Origin of the sequence: Streptomyces sp. NBC_00457 (assembly GCF_036014015.1) — a bacterium.
Classification (GTDB): Bacteria; Actinomycetota; Actinomycetes; order Streptomycetales; family Streptomycetaceae; genus Streptomyces.
Genome location: NZ_CP107905.1, coordinates 6,648,897 through 6,663,405, shown reverse-complemented (window position 1 = coordinate 6,663,405; position 14,509 = coordinate 6,648,897). Strand labels below are relative to the sequence as shown.

The following is a 14,509-nucleotide window of genomic DNA, read 5'->3' as shown; positions in this document are numbered from 1 at the left end:
GAGTCCGCTGAGCGGAAGGCTCCGTCCAGAATCCGGTCACGTGCCGGTACGGACTACTTTGATTTGCGGTGGTATGCGCGCCCCAAAGGGGCGCGGGGAACTGCGCGACCAGCCACGAACGACCTGCAGCCGAAGTACGACAGGTCGGCCCCGGAAAACCGGCTCAGGCACAGCGCCCAGCGTCACCGCATCCGCGTGGCCCACTCCTGCACCTTCGCGATCCGCTGCCGCAGCTGCCCCGCCGTGGCCTCCGCGCTCGGCGGCCCACCGCACACGCGCCGCAACTCCGTATGAATCACCCCGTGCGGCTTGCCGCTCTGGTGAACGTACGCACTCACCATCGTGTTGAGCTGCTTGCGCAGCTCCATCATCTCCTTGTGGCTGACCACCGGCCGCCGCTCGGCGGGCAGTTCGAGCAGGTCGGCCTCGGAGTCCGGCTTCTTACGGCTGTGCGCGATCTGCCGGGCCTGCCGCTTCTGCAGCAGCATCTGCACCTGGTCGGGCTCCAACAGCCCAGGAATACCTAGGTAGTCCTGCTCCTCCTCGCTGCCGGGGTGGGCCTGCATGCCGAACTCGGCGCCGTCGTACAGGACTCGGTCGAAGACGGCGTCGGACTCCAGCGCCTCGAAGGGGAGTTGGTCCTGCTCGCCGGTGTCCTCGTCCTGCTGCTGCTCGGCCTCCTGGAGAAGCTTCTCCTCCTCGGCGTACGGGTCCTCCTCGCCCTCCTTCTTGGGCTTGTCGAGGGCGTGGTCGCGCTCGACCTCCATCTCGTTGGCGAAAGTGAGGAGGTCGGGGATGGTGGGGAGGAAGACCGAGGCCGTCTCGCCGCGCCGCCTGGACCGTACGAAACGGCCGACGGCCTGCGCGAAGAACAGCGGCGTGGAGATGGTCGTGGCGTACACCCCGACCGCGAGCCGCGGCACGTCGACGCCTTCCGACACCATCCGGACCGCGACCATCCACCGGTCGTTGCTGCCGCTGAACTCGTCGATCCGGCCGGACGCACCGGCGTCGTCGGACAGGACGAGCGTCGCCTTCCTGCCCGTGATCTCGCGGATGAGCTTGGCGTACGCACGCGCCGAGTCCTGGTCGGACGCGATGACGAGCGCGCCCGCGTCCGGGACGGCCTTGCGGACCTCGGTCAGCCGCTGGTCGGCGGCGCGCAGCACGCTCGGCATCCACTCGCCACGCGGATCGAGGGCGGTGCGCCAGGCCTGGCTGACCGCGTCCTTGGTCATGGGCTCGCCGAGCCGGGCGGCGACCTCGTCACCGGCCTTCGTGCGCCACCGCATGTTGCCGCTGTAGGAGAGGAAGATGACGGGCCGGACGACGCCGTCGGAGAGGGCGGAGCCGTAGCCGTACGTGTAGTCGGCGGCGGAGCGCCGGATCCCGTCGTTGCCCTCCTCGTAGGCCACGAAGGGGATGGGGTTGGTGTCGGACCGGAACGGCGTACCGGTGAGCGCGAGCCGGCGGGTGGCCGGTTCGAAGGCCTCCAGGCAGGCCTCACCCCAGGACTTGGAGTCACCGGCGTGATGGATCTCGTCGAGGATGACGAGAGTCTTGCGCTGCTCGACGCGATTGCGGTGCAGCATGGGCCGCACGCCGACACCGGCGTACGTGACCGCGACACCCTGATAGTCCTTGCCGAGCGGCCCCGCGCTGTACTCCGGGTCGAGCTTGATCCCGATACGTGCCGCGGCCTCCGCCCACTGCTTCTTCAGATGCTCGGTCGGCGCGACGACGGTCACCTGCTGCACGACGTGATGGTGCAGCAGCCACGACGCCAGAGTCAGCGCGAACGTCGTCTTTCCGGCACCGGGCGTCGCCACGGCCAGAAAGTCACGCGGCTGCTCCTGGATGTACTTCTCCATCGCCCCTTGCTGCCAGGCACGCAGCTTGCTGGCGGTACCCCAGGGGGCGCGGCCGGGGAACGCGGGTGACAGGTGATGCGACGACGAGGAGCTGGCGGCGGTGGTAGTCACGGTCTCCGGTGAAGGGGTCGGGCGGCTCGGCTGGGTATGACAACCGGGCCACCCTACCGGCGCCGGGTTTCCGCCAACGGGCGGACTGTGCCGGGGTTGCCTTGGATGGGACCGAGGTCACATGGCCTCGTGCAGCGCCCTCAAGCGGAGGGCGATCAGCCCCACGTCCTCCAGGCCGCCGGATGCCACCTCGATGACGAGCTTGTACGCCTCGTCCTGATCGACGTCGAGCATCTCAGTACCGTTGAAGTCGAGGAAGACGACGGTGCACATCCACGCCATGCGCTTGTTGCCGTCCACCAGAGGATGATTCACAGCCAGCGATTGAAACAGCGCGGCAGCCTTCTCGAAGAGGTCCGTGTACGCCTCGACGCCGAACATCTGCGACTGGGGGCGATGGACGGCCGAGCTGAGCAGACCCAGGTCACGTACGGCGACCTGCGTCTGCTCCCCGCACGCCAGCTCCGCCAGGTCCAGGACCTCCTGGACCGTGAGGTACTTCATCTACTCCCCCAGCCTCCGCAGCAGGTCGGCGTGGCCCGCTGCGTACTTCGCCCCCAGGCGACGGACCGTGGCCCGGTCGGCCTCTTGCTCCAGATACCGGTCGATCGCCTGAAGCACTATGGCGTGCATGCTGCGTCCCTCCTCCTCGGCACGCAGCTTGAGCGCCTCCTGCTGGTCGTCACGCAGACGAAGATTCATAGCCATACCAAAACGGTACCACCCTTGGGGCCACTGTGGTACCGGAATCAGGCGGCCCGCAGCCGCGTTGTCACCCATGCCCCCACCAAGGCCACCCCCGCCATCGGCAAGAACACCGCGGCGAACGCGGCCGGATGCGACCCCGCACCGGCCGCCTCCGTCGCCGCATGCGACACCGTGCCGCCACCCAGCGCCGCGAAAGCCGCGCCGCCCGCCGCGAGGAGGAGGACGTTGGAGAGGCCGTCGGAGATCTGGAGGGCGGCGGAGTTGGTGCCGGACTCCTCGGGGGCGGAGAGCTTCAGCAACAGCACACTCGTGGAGGAGATCACCAGCCCCATGCCGAAGCAGCCCACCGCCCAGGCGACGGCAACGGTCCAGGCCGGCACCGACTCGATCAGCACGCTCGGCGCGGCGGCGATCGCGGCCGCCACCAGCACCATCCCGAGCGTCATCAACCGTTCCCGGTACGGCGCCATCCGCGCCCGCGACTGCACCCACGACCCCAGCGCCCACGTCCCCCCACCCGCCGCGAGCGAGAACCCGGCCAGCGTCGGCGACAGCCCCCGCTGGGTGACCAGCATCAACGGCACGAACGACTCGGCAGCGATGAAGGAGCCCGCGGCCACCCCGCGCAACAACACGACGGACGGCAGCCCACGGGCCGCCCGATACGTACCGCGCGGCAACAGCCCCAGAGCAGCCGGCACCAGCAGCGCGGCACCCACCACGCCGGGCACCACCGACAACCACCGCAGATCCTGCGCGGCGTACTGCAACAGCCCCGCCCCGAGCGAGATCCCGAGTGCGAGCCGAATACGACGCCGATCGAAGGAGGCCGTCCGGCGCACCCGCGCAGGCTTTTCAGACACCGAGCGGCCCACGGTGCCACCCACGGTGTCGCCCACCGAACCGCCCAGGGGACGGGCCGCCCAACCGCCCCGGGAACCGTCCGCGGAACCATCCGCCGGACCGCCCAGGGGACCGCCCACCGAGCCGCCGGCCCGACCACTCCCCGAACCATCCACCGGCCCCGCCGCCCGCCGCCGTATCTGCGGCAGTGCAAGCGCCAGCGGGAAGACGACGAGCACCGGGATGCCGACGAACACCCAGCGCCAGCCGAGGTGTTCGGTCACCGCGCCCGACGCGAGCGGGCCGACGATCGACGGCACGACCCAGCTCGCCGCGAACGCCGCCATGATCGCGGGCTGCAGCCGCCCTGGATAAGCGCGGCCCACGACGACGTACAGCGCGACGATCACCAGCCCGCCGCCGAACCCCTGCACGGCCCGCCCCAGGATGAACAGCCACATCGCGCCCGCCGTGCCGGACAGCAGCAGACCGGCCGCGAAGGAAGCGATACCCGTGGTCAACGCCCCGAGCGGCCCTCGCCGGTCCGACCACTGACCGGAGAGCACCATGCCGAACAGGCTCGTCGTGAAGTACCCCGAGAACGCGAACGCGTACAGCGACACCCCGTCCAACTCCCGCGCCGCCACCGGCATCGCCGTCCCGACAGCGGTCGCCTCGAAGGCGATCAGCAGCACGACGGAGACGATCCCGACACTGAGCGCACGGTAGGAACGGCTCAGAACGGTCTCGTCGCGCTCGGCGCCCGACAAGGAGCCGTCGGGATCAGCAACGTCGGTGTCGCTCGGTTCGAGGGCGGTCATGGTCGCCAGCGTAAGGGCCACACCCCACGTTGACCCCTGTCGAGAGAACGGCCCCACCTCAGCCCTTGGTCGTACGACCGCCCCCCACGCCCCGTTTCATGAACGCGGCATGGCAGTCCCGTTGCACCACCCCCGCTTCCCTTGAGCCCCTCCCCCACAGCGCCCTACGGTCGACACACGAAGCAAGGCCGTGTGCCCGAGTGGTTGAGGGGCTCGCCTGCAAAGCGAGTTACGCGGGTTCAATTCCCGCCACGGCCTCCAAGAAGGTCCGGCTCAGTTCCCGTCTCGGTTCTCTTCGCGCCGCAGCAGCCACAGAGTGAACGCCAGTGTGGAGAGGTCCGTGTTGAGAGGACTCGGCAGCGCGTCCCCCTCGGCCCAGTACAGGACCGTCCCCGTCGCGCCGTCGATCACGAGGCTGGTGTCGTCCGCGATGTGGCCGAGGCGTATCAGGTGGGCCGTGCCGGGCGGGAGTACGAGGTCGCCGTCGCGCTCGTCCGTGGCGTACTCGGCGAGGGTTCGTGGGGGGACGTCCGTGTCCAGGGTGAACCGGGTGGCCTCTTCGGGCAGGCCCACGTCGCGGAGGAAGCGGCGGGTGGGTTCGTGGGTGAGGGCCGTGGGGAAGTCGACGTCCTCGAAGCGGACGATCGATGCGGTGCCGAACTCCTCGTCCAGCAGCCGTGGCGGCAGGTCGAGTGCGAGGCCGCTGCCGGGCTCGGCGATCCAGGCGAGGGGGCGGATCAGGGCGCCCATGCTGCGGAACGCCGGCATCGCAGTGCCTGTCCCCTCCTCCCAGACGGCCAGCAGCCGGCGGGAGGCCTCCGCCACCGCGCCCGGCCCGAAGCGTCCCGCGTAGGCCGCGAACTCGTGGCGCAGTCGGGCCAGTTCATCGGCCGCCGACGCGAATCGCACCAGCGTGCGCAGCCGGCCTTCCTGGCGCAGCTCGGCGAGCGACAGCAGCTCATCGCCACCCGGCTGCCGGAGGCACAAGTCCGGCTCGGCGACCCGCTGCCCGAGGCACTGCTCCTGTCCCGCGTCACCCCAGACCCCATGGCCCGGCGGCGCATCCACCCCGAACGGATCCGGCTCGCCCTCGGTCAGGCCAGTCGCCGCGATACAAGTCACGCTGGTCGTGCTCATGGAATCCCCCGTGCATGAAAGGTCGTTCAGTCCCCGAGCGGGGCGCGGATCGGCACCACAGACCGCAGCCGTCGTACCAGCGCGGTCACAACCCCCGCCGTCCCCACATCCAGAACACTACGCCGCACCACTGACAACGGCCCGCAGCCCGGCAACGCCAAGGCTGTTGCGTCGCACACAGCCGGTCAGGACAGCCGGTCAGAAGGGCCGGTCACGCGAAGTAGATACCGCCCAGCACCACCACCACCGCCGCGAACACGAACACCAGCGCCCACACCAGCAATTTCCCTGCGCTGGGCGGTGGTTCGTATCGCGGTGGACCTGGGTCGGGGGCCGTCACTGGCCGGTCACCACCGCGGCCTGCGGGCGGATCGGGAGGCGGTTGACGGGGCGGCCCGTCGCGGCGCGGACGGCGGAGGCGATGGCCGCCGGGGACGTCACCACCGGTACCGCGCTGGCGGCCTTCGCGCCGAAGGGGGCGACCACGTCGCGTTCCTCGACCAGTTTCACGATGCGGATGTCGGGCGCGTCCAAGGCCGTCGGCAAGGCGTAGCCCGTGAGGTCGGGGTGGCGGATCAGGCCGCGTGCCGTGCGCAGGTTCTCCGTCAGCGCGATGCCCACGCCCTGTGTGACGCCCGCTTCGATTCGTGCCGTCAGCTGGGCGGGGTTCAGGACGCGACCCACGTCCTGGGCTACGGCCAGTTCGACGACCCGTACCGAGCCGAGTTCGATGTCGACGTCCACGACCGCGCGGATCGCGCAGAAGGCGAGCCCCACGAAGGCGTCGCCCTGTCCGGCTTCGTTCAGAGGTTCCGTCGGATGGGGGCGGCACTGGGCGGTGGCCCACAGTTCCTTGCCGTCCATCGCCTCGGTGACGGTGGTCGACAGGACTCCGTCGTACGACGTGATCTTGCCGTCGGTGATCTGCAGCAGCTCCGTGGACATGCCGAACTTGTGGGCCAGGGGCTGGAGGAGTTGCGTGCGGACCATCTTCGCCGCGCGCTCCACCGCGCCGCCGGACACCCAGGTGTGGCGGCCCCGGCAGCCCGCGCCCGCCGGTGGCTGGTCGGTGTCGACGGGGGCGACGTGCACCTCGTCGATGCCGAGTGTCTCCTGGACGATCTGCCGGGCGAGGGTGGTGAAGCCCTGGCCGGTCTCGACGGCCGCGCACAGGACGGTGGCGATTCCGTCATGGACCTTGACGGTCGCCGTGGAGACCTCGTCCGCGCCCTCCGCGCCGAGCATGTGGACCATGCCGAGGCCGTAGCCGACTCCCCGGCGCACCGCGCCCGGTTCGCCCGCGCCTTCGGGGCCGCCGGGCAGCAGCCAGTCCTCCTCGGGCGTGTCCTTGGGGAGCGCGGGAAGGGGGAAGTCCCGTACCGCCTGGAGCAACTCCGCCACGGGTGCGGGGCATGTCACGGTCTGGCCGGTCGGCAGGACGTCGCCCGTGGCGAGCGCGGTGCGCAGGCGCAGCTCCGCCGGGTCGACGCCGAGCTTCTTCGCCAGCTTGTCCATCTGGGCTTCGTACGCGGCGGCGACCTGCATGGCGCCCTCTCCGCGTACGTGACCGGAGGGCGGGTTGTTGGTGCGTACGGCCCAGCCCTCGATGAAGGCGTTCGGGACGACGTACGGGCCGCAGGCGAAGGACACCGCGGCGGCCAGCGCCTCCGAGGAGGTGTCCGCGTACGCGCCCGCGTCCAGCAGGATCTGCGCCTCGACCTTCACCAACTTGCCCTCGGCGTCCGCGTGGTGGCGGTACCGCAACAACGTGGGATGCCTGTGGGTGTGGCCCAGGAAGGACTCTTCGCGCGTGGCGGTCAGTTTGACCGGGCAGCCGGTCTTCAACGCCAGCAGGCCCAGCGGGAGTTGGAAGCCCTGGTCCTCACGGTCGGCGGTCGCGCCGGGCACGCCGGTGACGACGACCTTCACGCGGTCGGGCTCCAGGCCGTAGCAGGCGGCGGCCGTGTCGCGGTCGCTGTGCGGGTCCGTGGACGCCAGATACAGCTCGACGCCGCCGTCCGGTCGCGGCACCGCGAGACCCGCCTCGGCTCCTATGGGCGCCGGGTCCTGGCGGCCGATGCGGTACTGGCCCTCGACGACGATGTCGCCGGCCGCGTCCGGGTCGCCGTGGCGCAGCGGGATGTGGCGGATCAGGTTGCCGTCGGGGTGCAGCGCCTCGGCCTCGAAGGCCTGTTCCGGATCCGTCACCGGGTCGAGTACTTCGTACTCGACGGTGACGGCCGCCGCGGCCATCCGCGCGGTGTCGGGGTGGTCGGCGGCGACGGCGGCGATGGGTTCGCCGTGGTGGCGTACGACCTCGGAGGCGAACACCGGGCGGTCGGCGCTGCCCCGGCCGTACCGGGGTGCGCCGGGCACGTCCTCGTGGGTGACGACGGCGCGGACGCCGGGCATCTCGCGCGCGTGGGACGTGTCGATCGACACAATGCGCGCGTGCGGGTGCGGTGAGCGCAGGACGGCGGCCCAGAGCAGGCCCTCGGCCCACAGGTCGGCCGCGTACGGGAACGTGCCCTCGGTCTTGGCGCCCGCGTCGGCGGGGTGCAAGGACACGCCGAGGCCGTGCGGGATCTCCTCGGGGGCGGGGGCTGCCTCCGCGGCCGTGGTCGCGGTGGCGGCTTCGTTGCTCACGCCGGGCCTCCGTCCTGTCCGTACGCCTGGTCGTGCGGCTCGAACGCCGACGGGTTGACGCCGCCGGCTCCCGGGCCCGCCTGGTGCGGGATACGTGCCTCGTTCGCGTCCGTCTCAGCGTCGGCGGCGCGGTGCGCCTCGCGTTCGGCGACGACTTCCTTGACGGCGTCCAGGACGCCGCGGTAGCCGGAGCAGCGGCACAGGTTGCCGCACAGCGCCTGGCGGGCCTCGAGTTCGGTCGGCGCCGGGTTGCCCTCCAGCAGGTCGTGCACGGTCATCGCCATGCCCGGCACGCAGAAGCCGCACTGCACCGCGCCGCACCGGGCGAGCGCCCGCTGCACGTCGGAGGGGTGGCCCTCCTCCGCGAGGCCCTCGACCGTACGGACCTCGCTGCCGGCCGCGGTGACCCCGGGCACCAGGCAGGAGGCGACGAGCCGGCCGTCTACCTGGACGTTGCACGCGCCGCACTCGCCCTGCGAGCAGCCGTCCTTGGCACCGGCGAGGCCGAGCCGTTCGCGCAGGACGTACAGCAGCGATTCGCCGATCCAGGCGTCGGTGACGGGCCGGTCGACGCCGTTGACGCGCAGGACGTACGAGGCGAGCGGGTGCTCCTCGCCGGGCGGCGGGGGCGCCTCGTCCTGGGCCTCGGCTCCGGCGGACTCCTCACCGGCCTCCGCGTCGGCACGCGACTCCGGCTCCGAGCCCCGCTCCGGCTCGGGCTCCCCGGAACGCTCCACGGCCCTCTCAGCGGCCTCTGCGGCCCCCTGGGCATCCTCGGCCGCCTGGGCTGCCTCACGGGCCCTCTGAGCGGCCTGTGCGGCGGCTACGGCTCTCTCGTGCGCGCTCAGTGAGTCCGCTACGGCGGTTCCGTCCGCGGACTGTCGGTCGTGGGCCCCGTCGGATGCGGGCCGGGCGGGTGCCTCGTCGTGCTGCGGGGCGTGGAGTTCAGGGTCCTGCGAGGCATGGAGTTCAGGGTGCTGCTGGGCACGAGCGTCCGCGTGCGACTGAGCCGCGCGCTCTCCGTACTCCTCCGCGTGCGGCTGAGCCGCGCGTTCCCCGTACTCCTCCGCGTGCGGCTGTGCCGCGCGTTCCCCGTGAGCGTCCGCGTGCGGCCGGGCGGGAGCGCCCCCGTGCTGCTGCGCCGGAGTCCCCGGGTGTGGCCTCGTGTACGCCTGCGCGGACACCTCGCCGTGCGTCTGGCCGGGTGCGTCCACCGCGGCGTCGGCGGGAGGCGCGGTGTTCGCCGCGTCCCGCGCCCACGGCTGCCCGGCGGCCTCCGTCGCCCAGGGAGCGGCCGCGCCGCCGGGGAGTGTGGCCGGCGGTGTGCCGCCCCACTGCTCGACCAGGGACGACGTGGTGAACTCGCCCGATTCGTCCGGAAGCTCGCCTCCGGCGACCGGGATCGACCACTGCCCGGTCACATCGTGGCCCGGCGCCGCTGCCGTGTGCTCCGCCGATCCCGCCGATCCATCGACGGTCCCGAAGTTCCACTGCCCGGTCGCCCCCGGGTTGTACGAGAACCGGTCGCTCCCGGTGTCCTGGGGTACCGCGTTCGGGTCGGGCCACTGCACGGGTTCGGCGGGCGCCGGCCAGCCGCCGGGGGCGGGGTCGGTCCCCGCGGGGTCGGCCGTTATCTGCGGCGGCACATAGCCGTGGCCGGGCGCGGCCAGCGGGCTGTCGGCGGAGGCCAGGAGGGCGTCGATGCCCCCTTCGGGGAGTTTCACGAAGGCGGTGGCGCCGTCGTCGTAGTCGCCCTGGGGCAGCGGGTCCCAGCGGCTGCCGCTCTGGGGCGTGCCCTCTCCGTGCTGGTCGTCGGTCACGACAGCGCCCTCCCCAGTGCTCGTCGGGCCAGCGCGGCGACGGTGCGCCGCAGGTGCAGTACGGCGGGCGGAAGCTGTTGTACGGAGCCGTCCTCGGCCGGGACCGGATCGGGGATGCAGGCCGCGGCGACGTACTCCCCGAAGGCGGCCAGCGCTTCGGGGACGATCGCGCGGCTGTTGTCCCAGTCGATCAGCCGGGCGACCCACTGCTCGGCGTCCAGGGGCCTGAGCGGCATCGGCGCTATGGCACCGACGGCGCACCGCACTCCGCGCCGGGCGGGGTCGAGGACCAGCGCGACCGACGCGACCGCGCGGCCGGGGCCGGTGCGGCCGGTGGCCTTGAGGAAGACCTGCGGGGCGTGCAGCAGGGGCACGCGCACGTACCCGATGAGTTCGCCGCCGCGCAGCATCTCCACACCGGCCAGCAGGTGCGACACCGGGATCTCCCGGCGGGCTCCGCCCGGGCCCGCGATGATCAGCGTCGCCTCCAGGGCGGCCAGTACGGGAAGCGCGTCCCCGGTGGGGGCGGCCGTCGCGATGTTGCCGCCCAGGGTGCCCGCGTTGCGGATCTGCGGTGGGCCCGCCGCGCGCGCCGCGGCGGCGAGCGCCGGGATCAGGGCGGCGAAGTCGGGGCGGCCCATGCGCGCATGGGTGAGGCCGGCGCCGAGCAGCGCGTGCCCGTCGAGGTACTGCCAGCCGCGGATCTCGCTGATCTTGCCGAGGCCCACCAGTGCGGCGGGCCTGAGCTGCCCGGAGTTGACGGCGGTCATGAGGTCGGTGCCGCCGGCCACGGGAACGGCGGCGGGCATGGCCGTGAGGGCCGCCACGGCCTCGTCCAGCGTCGTAGGCAGCGTGACGGCCTGCGCCGCCTGCGGTGCGCTCGTGGTCAAACCGGCTGCCCCTTCCCGCTGCCCCACCTGGTCCCACCTGTGTTGCCGTACGGTACGTGCTGACAGGGCGGACGTGGCAACTCTGGCACATCTTCGCAGGGCCCGAACGCGGGGGTCCGCTAGGAGGCATTCGCCCCCCTCACCAGCGAGATGGTCCGTTTTCGCACGACATCAACCGTGCGCGCGAATTGCCACTCTTCGGTGACACTTGAGGGCTTTTCCCTGACCTGTTCCCATGCGTGTTCCCATGCGTGCGCCCTTACCTGTTCGGCTACCTGTTCGGCGGCGCCCCCTCGATGGGACGGCCCAGCACACCCGGCCGCCGCTGCCACGGCAACGGCCCGGCAGGCGGCCGGTAGGCGACTCCCAGGGCGTCAAGTCGCCGGTAGTGGACGGCCATCCGCCGCTCGAAATCGGCGAAGTCCCGTTCCGCGGGGGCGGGCAGGCCGACGCTCCAGGCCACCTCGGCGAAGGCCGCGAGCCTGGGGAACGTCTGGTAGTCCACGCGCGCGTGGTCCTCCATCACCTCGGTCCACACGTTGGCCTGCGTCCCGAGGACGTGCCGGGTCTGTTCCGGCGTCAGCTCGGGTGGAACGGGTTCGAACCGGTAGACGTCCTCCAGGGTGCGGACGTAGCCGATGGGGACCGGCTCGTCCGCACCCCCGTCCTGGCGGTGGTCCAAGTACACCTGCTGTTCAGGGCACATGACGACGTCGTGACCTGCCCGGGCGGCGGCGATTCCGCCCGCGTAGCCGCGCCAGGACGACACCGCGGCGCCCGGTGCCAGGCCGCCCTCCAGGATCTCGTCCCAGCCGATGAGCCTGCGCCCGCGCGCGGAGAGCCACCGGTCGAAGTGCCCGATGAACCACGACTGCAGTCCGTCCTCGTCCGCGAGCCCGAGTTCCTTGATGCGGGCCTGGACGAAGGGCGACTCCCGCCACTGCTCCTTGGCGCATTCGTCGCCGCCGATGTGAATGAACTCGGAAGGGAACAGCTCCAGCAGTTCCTCGAACACCCCCTCGTAGAAGCGAAGGGTGTTGTCAGAGGGTGCGAGTACGTTCAGAGAGACGCCCCAGTTGTCCCAGACCGTGAGGGAGGTCGTGTCGATGACGTCGGTGTTGCCGAGTTCCGGGTACGCGGCGATGGCGGCCTGCGAGTGTCCCGGTACGTCGATTTCGGGGACGACGGTGATATGCCGCTCGGCGGCGTACGCGACGATCTCCCGGATGTCGTCCTGGGTGTAGAAGCCCCCGTGCGGCTTCTCCTCCCACAGCGGCGAGGCCCGGTGGCCGAATTTCGTGCGGGCCCGCCAGGAGCCGACCTCCGTGAGCCGGGGGTACTTCTTGATCTCGATGCGCCAGCCCTGGTCATCCGTCAGATGGAAGTGGAAGACGTTGAGTTTGTGGGCTGCCATCAGATCCAGGTAGCGCAGGACACCGTCCTTGGGCATGAAGTGCCGGGCCACGTCGAGCATGAGGCCGCGCCAGCGGAATCGGGGGGCGTCCCGGATCTCCGTCAGGGGCAGCCGCCATGTACGGCCGGGAAGGGGCGCACGCCGGAAGGCGTCCGGGCCGAGAAGCTGGCGCAGCGTCTGTGCGCCCCAGAAGACACCGGCGGGCGAGCCGCCCTGGATGTGGACGCCATGGGGGGCGACGACGAGGCGGTAGGCCTCGGCGTCGAGGCCGGGCCGGACGGACAGATGGAGGACGTCGTACTGGCCCCCCTCCTTGGGCGGCAGCGCGAGCCCGGTCGCCGCGCCGAGCGTCGCGCGCAGCCATCGCGCGGTGCCCTCGGTGCCCAGGCCGGCCTCGATCCCGAAGTCGTCGCCGAGTTCGTAGAAGCGTTCGGTCCGCTCCATGTGGTGAGGTGCCGGAATCAGTTCAGTCACGTCGGTCTCAGTCACGTCAGTCCTTTACCGCTCCGCCCAGCCCCGACACCAGCCGTCGCTGCACGAGCACGAAGAAGATCAGTACCGGAATGGTCATCACCGTGGACGCCGCCATCACACCACCCCAGTCCGGCTCGTCCGGCTTGTAGAAGACCAGCAGGGCCATCGGGAGGGTCGACTGGGAGGTGTCGCTGATGATGAAGGACTTGGCGAACAGGAAGTCGTTCCAGGCCGAGATGAAGGAAAACACGCTGGTGGCCACCAACCCCGGGAAGACCAGCGGGAAAAGGATCTGCCACAGGAATCGCGCCCGGCTCGCCCCGTCGATGTACGCGGCCTCCTCCAACGCCTCTGGAACGGCTTTCACGAACCCCCGCAGCATCCAGATCGCGAAGGGCAGCGAGAAGGCGATGTGCGGCAGGATCAGCGAGCCCAGCGTGTTCAGCTGACCGAAGTCCCGCATGAGGAAGAACAGCGGGATCGTCAGCGCCTCCACAGGCACCATCTGGGCCACCAGAAACATGATCAGCAGGGTGGTCCGGAAACGGAAGCGGAATCGTGTCACCGCGGTCGCGGCGAGAAACGCGATGAGCGCCGAGGCGACCACGACGGTGCAGGCCACCACAAGGCTGTTGACGAAGTAGCGGCCGAATTCCTGCTGTCCGAAGACCCGCCGGAACGAATCCAGCGAGGGCGCCAGCGTCCACGGCCGCGGCTCGGTCGACTCGATCTCTCCGGCCGGTTTGAAGGCGCTGAGCACCATCCAGTAGAGGGGAAACGCGACGACGGCCGCGATCAGCAGCGCCGACATCTCGGCGGCCAGCCGCCAGGGACGCCGTACCAGACCACGTACGAGATTCACAGCTCCTCCCCCTGTCTGCGCAACAACCGCAAGTACACGAGCGTGACCGCCAGCAGGATCAGCAGCATCACGACGCCGATCGCCGAGCCGAGGCTGTACTGCGAGGACGCGAAGGCCTTTTGATACGCGTACACGTTCAGCACGAGGTTCTGGCCCGCGATGCCGCCGCCGTTCGTCATGACGTAGATCTGGGTGAAGACCTTGAAGTCCCAGATCACCGACTGAATGGTGACGACCACGAGGATCGGCCGGAGCATGGGCGCCAGCACCGAGCGCCAGATACGCCACTGCGAGGCCCCGTCCAGAGCGGCCGCCTCCAGCACCTCACCGGGCACCGCCCGAATCCCGGCGTACACCGTCACCATCACGAACGGGAAGGAGCACCACACCACTTCGAGCAGGACGAGAAAGAACGCACTGACGCGTTCGTACGTCCATGAGTAGTCCCCGAGCCCCAGCACCCGGTTCACCGGCCCGAAGTCCGGGTCGAACAGCAACAGCCACACCGTCGACCCCGTGATCGCCGGCGTAGCCCAAGCCCCCAACGCCGCCAGCATCAACACCAGCCGAGGCACGGCCCGCACCCGAGTGAGCAACACGGCAAGCGCACACCCGACAGCGAGCGTCGACACCACACAAGCCGCCGCGAACACCACGGTCGCCAGCAACACCTGCCAGAACTGCGAGTCGGAGAACAGCTCCGCGTAGTTCCCGAACCCCTCGAAGGTGGTCGGCTCCCCACCACTGACCTGCGCCTGCGTGTACTGAAAGAACGAGATCAGCCCAAGCTGATAGATGGGATAAACGAGCAACCCACCAAGAACGACAAGGGCAGGAGCAAGATAGAGCCACGGCGCCTTAGAACTCGGCCGACGAGGACTCCCATAGGGGCGCGGGGAACTGCGCGACAAG

General features: G+C 70.7%; 11 protein-coding genes, 1 tRNA gene and 1 pseudogene. 1 reads left to right on the top strand and 12 read right to left on the bottom strand.

All coding sequences use genetic code 11. The features are described 5' to 3' along the window. Positions 1-182: 182 nt before the first annotated feature. The 4 genes from OG828_RS30385 to OG828_RS30370 all read right to left on the bottom strand — a co-directional run bounded on the left by OG828_RS30385 (position 183) and on the right by OG828_RS30370 (position 4,354). The gene (locus OG828_RS30385) at positions 183-1,982 is read right to left on the bottom strand and encodes a DEAD/DEAH box helicase (RefSeq protein WP_328502911.1); all 1,800 of its coding nucleotides are present in this window, start codon (positions 1,980-1,982) and stop codon (positions 183-185) included. Positions 1,983-2,099: 117 nt separating this feature from the next. Next, the gene (locus tag OG828_RS30380) at positions 2,100-2,486 is read right to left on the bottom strand and encodes a type II toxin-antitoxin system death-on-curing family toxin (protein ID WP_328502910.1); all 387 of its coding nucleotides are present in this window, start codon (positions 2,484-2,486) and stop codon (positions 2,100-2,102) included. After that, positions 2,487-2,684, bottom strand: a complete 198-nt coding sequence (locus tag OG828_RS30375) for an Arc family DNA-binding protein (RefSeq protein ID WP_013003224.1) — start codon at positions 2,682-2,684, stop codon at positions 2,487-2,489. It abuts the gene before it with no gap. A 47-nt stretch (positions 2,685-2,731) separates the two neighbouring features. Continuing rightward, complete coding sequence (locus tag OG828_RS30370; protein WP_328502909.1) at positions 2,732-4,354, bottom strand: MFS transporter; 1,623 nt, start codon at positions 4,352-4,354, stop codon at positions 2,732-2,734. 186 nt (positions 4,355-4,540) lie between these two features. On the opposite strand from OG828_RS30370, the gene OG828_RS30365 reads away from it, so the two are divergent. Then, positions 4,541-4,615 (top strand) — tRNA-Cys (locus OG828_RS30365). Positions 4,616-4,636: 21 nt separating this feature from the next. Here the strand turns inward: OG828_RS30365 and OG828_RS30360 are convergent. The 8 genes and pseudogenes from OG828_RS30360 to OG828_RS30325 all read right to left on the bottom strand — a co-directional run. Beyond that, positions 4,637-5,275, bottom strand: a pseudogene (locus tag OG828_RS30360) (SUKH-4 family immunity protein); the annotation flags it as partial. 427 nt (positions 5,276-5,702) lie between these two features. Next, on the bottom strand, positions 5,703-5,831 hold the full coding sequence (locus tag OG828_RS30355; RefSeq protein ID WP_307841020.1) for a hypothetical protein: 129 nt from the start codon (positions 5,829-5,831) through the stop codon (positions 5,703-5,705). Then, entirely contained in the window at positions 5,828-8,137 is a 2,310-nt protein-coding gene (locus OG828_RS30350; RefSeq protein WP_328502908.1) for a xanthine dehydrogenase family protein molybdopterin-binding subunit, read from the bottom strand. The genes OG828_RS30355 and OG828_RS30350 overlap by 4 nt, the downstream gene beginning before the upstream one ends. Then, the gene (locus tag OG828_RS30345; protein WP_328440349.1) at positions 8,134-9,957 is read right to left on the bottom strand and encodes a (2Fe-2S)-binding protein; all 1,824 of its coding nucleotides are present in this window, start codon (positions 9,955-9,957) and stop codon (positions 8,134-8,136) included. The genes OG828_RS30350 and OG828_RS30345 overlap by 4 nt, the downstream gene beginning before the upstream one ends. Next, a complete protein-coding gene (locus OG828_RS30340; RefSeq protein WP_210580014.1) occupies positions 9,954-10,847 on the bottom strand; it encodes an FAD binding domain-containing protein in 894 nt (297 codons plus the stop codon). Before OG828_RS30340 ends, OG828_RS30345 begins: the two co-directional genes overlap by 4 nt. 271 nt (positions 10,848-11,118) lie before the next feature. Next, positions 11,119-12,735, bottom strand: a complete 1,617-nt coding sequence (locus OG828_RS30335) for a beta-N-acetylhexosaminidase (protein ID WP_328504963.1) — start codon at positions 12,733-12,735, stop codon at positions 11,119-11,121. Positions 12,736-12,751: 16 nt separating this feature from the next. Next, positions 12,752-13,597 (bottom strand): carbohydrate ABC transporter permease, encoded by an 846-nt coding sequence (locus OG828_RS30330; protein ID WP_328363671.1) that lies wholly within the window; start codon positions 13,595-13,597, stop codon positions 12,752-12,754. Beyond that, on the bottom strand, positions 13,594-14,508 hold the full coding sequence (locus OG828_RS30325; RefSeq protein ID WP_328504962.1) for a carbohydrate ABC transporter permease: 915 nt from the start codon (positions 14,506-14,508) through the stop codon (positions 13,594-13,596). Before OG828_RS30325 ends, OG828_RS30330 begins: the two co-directional genes overlap by 4 nt. Position 14,509: the final 1 nt, after the last annotated feature.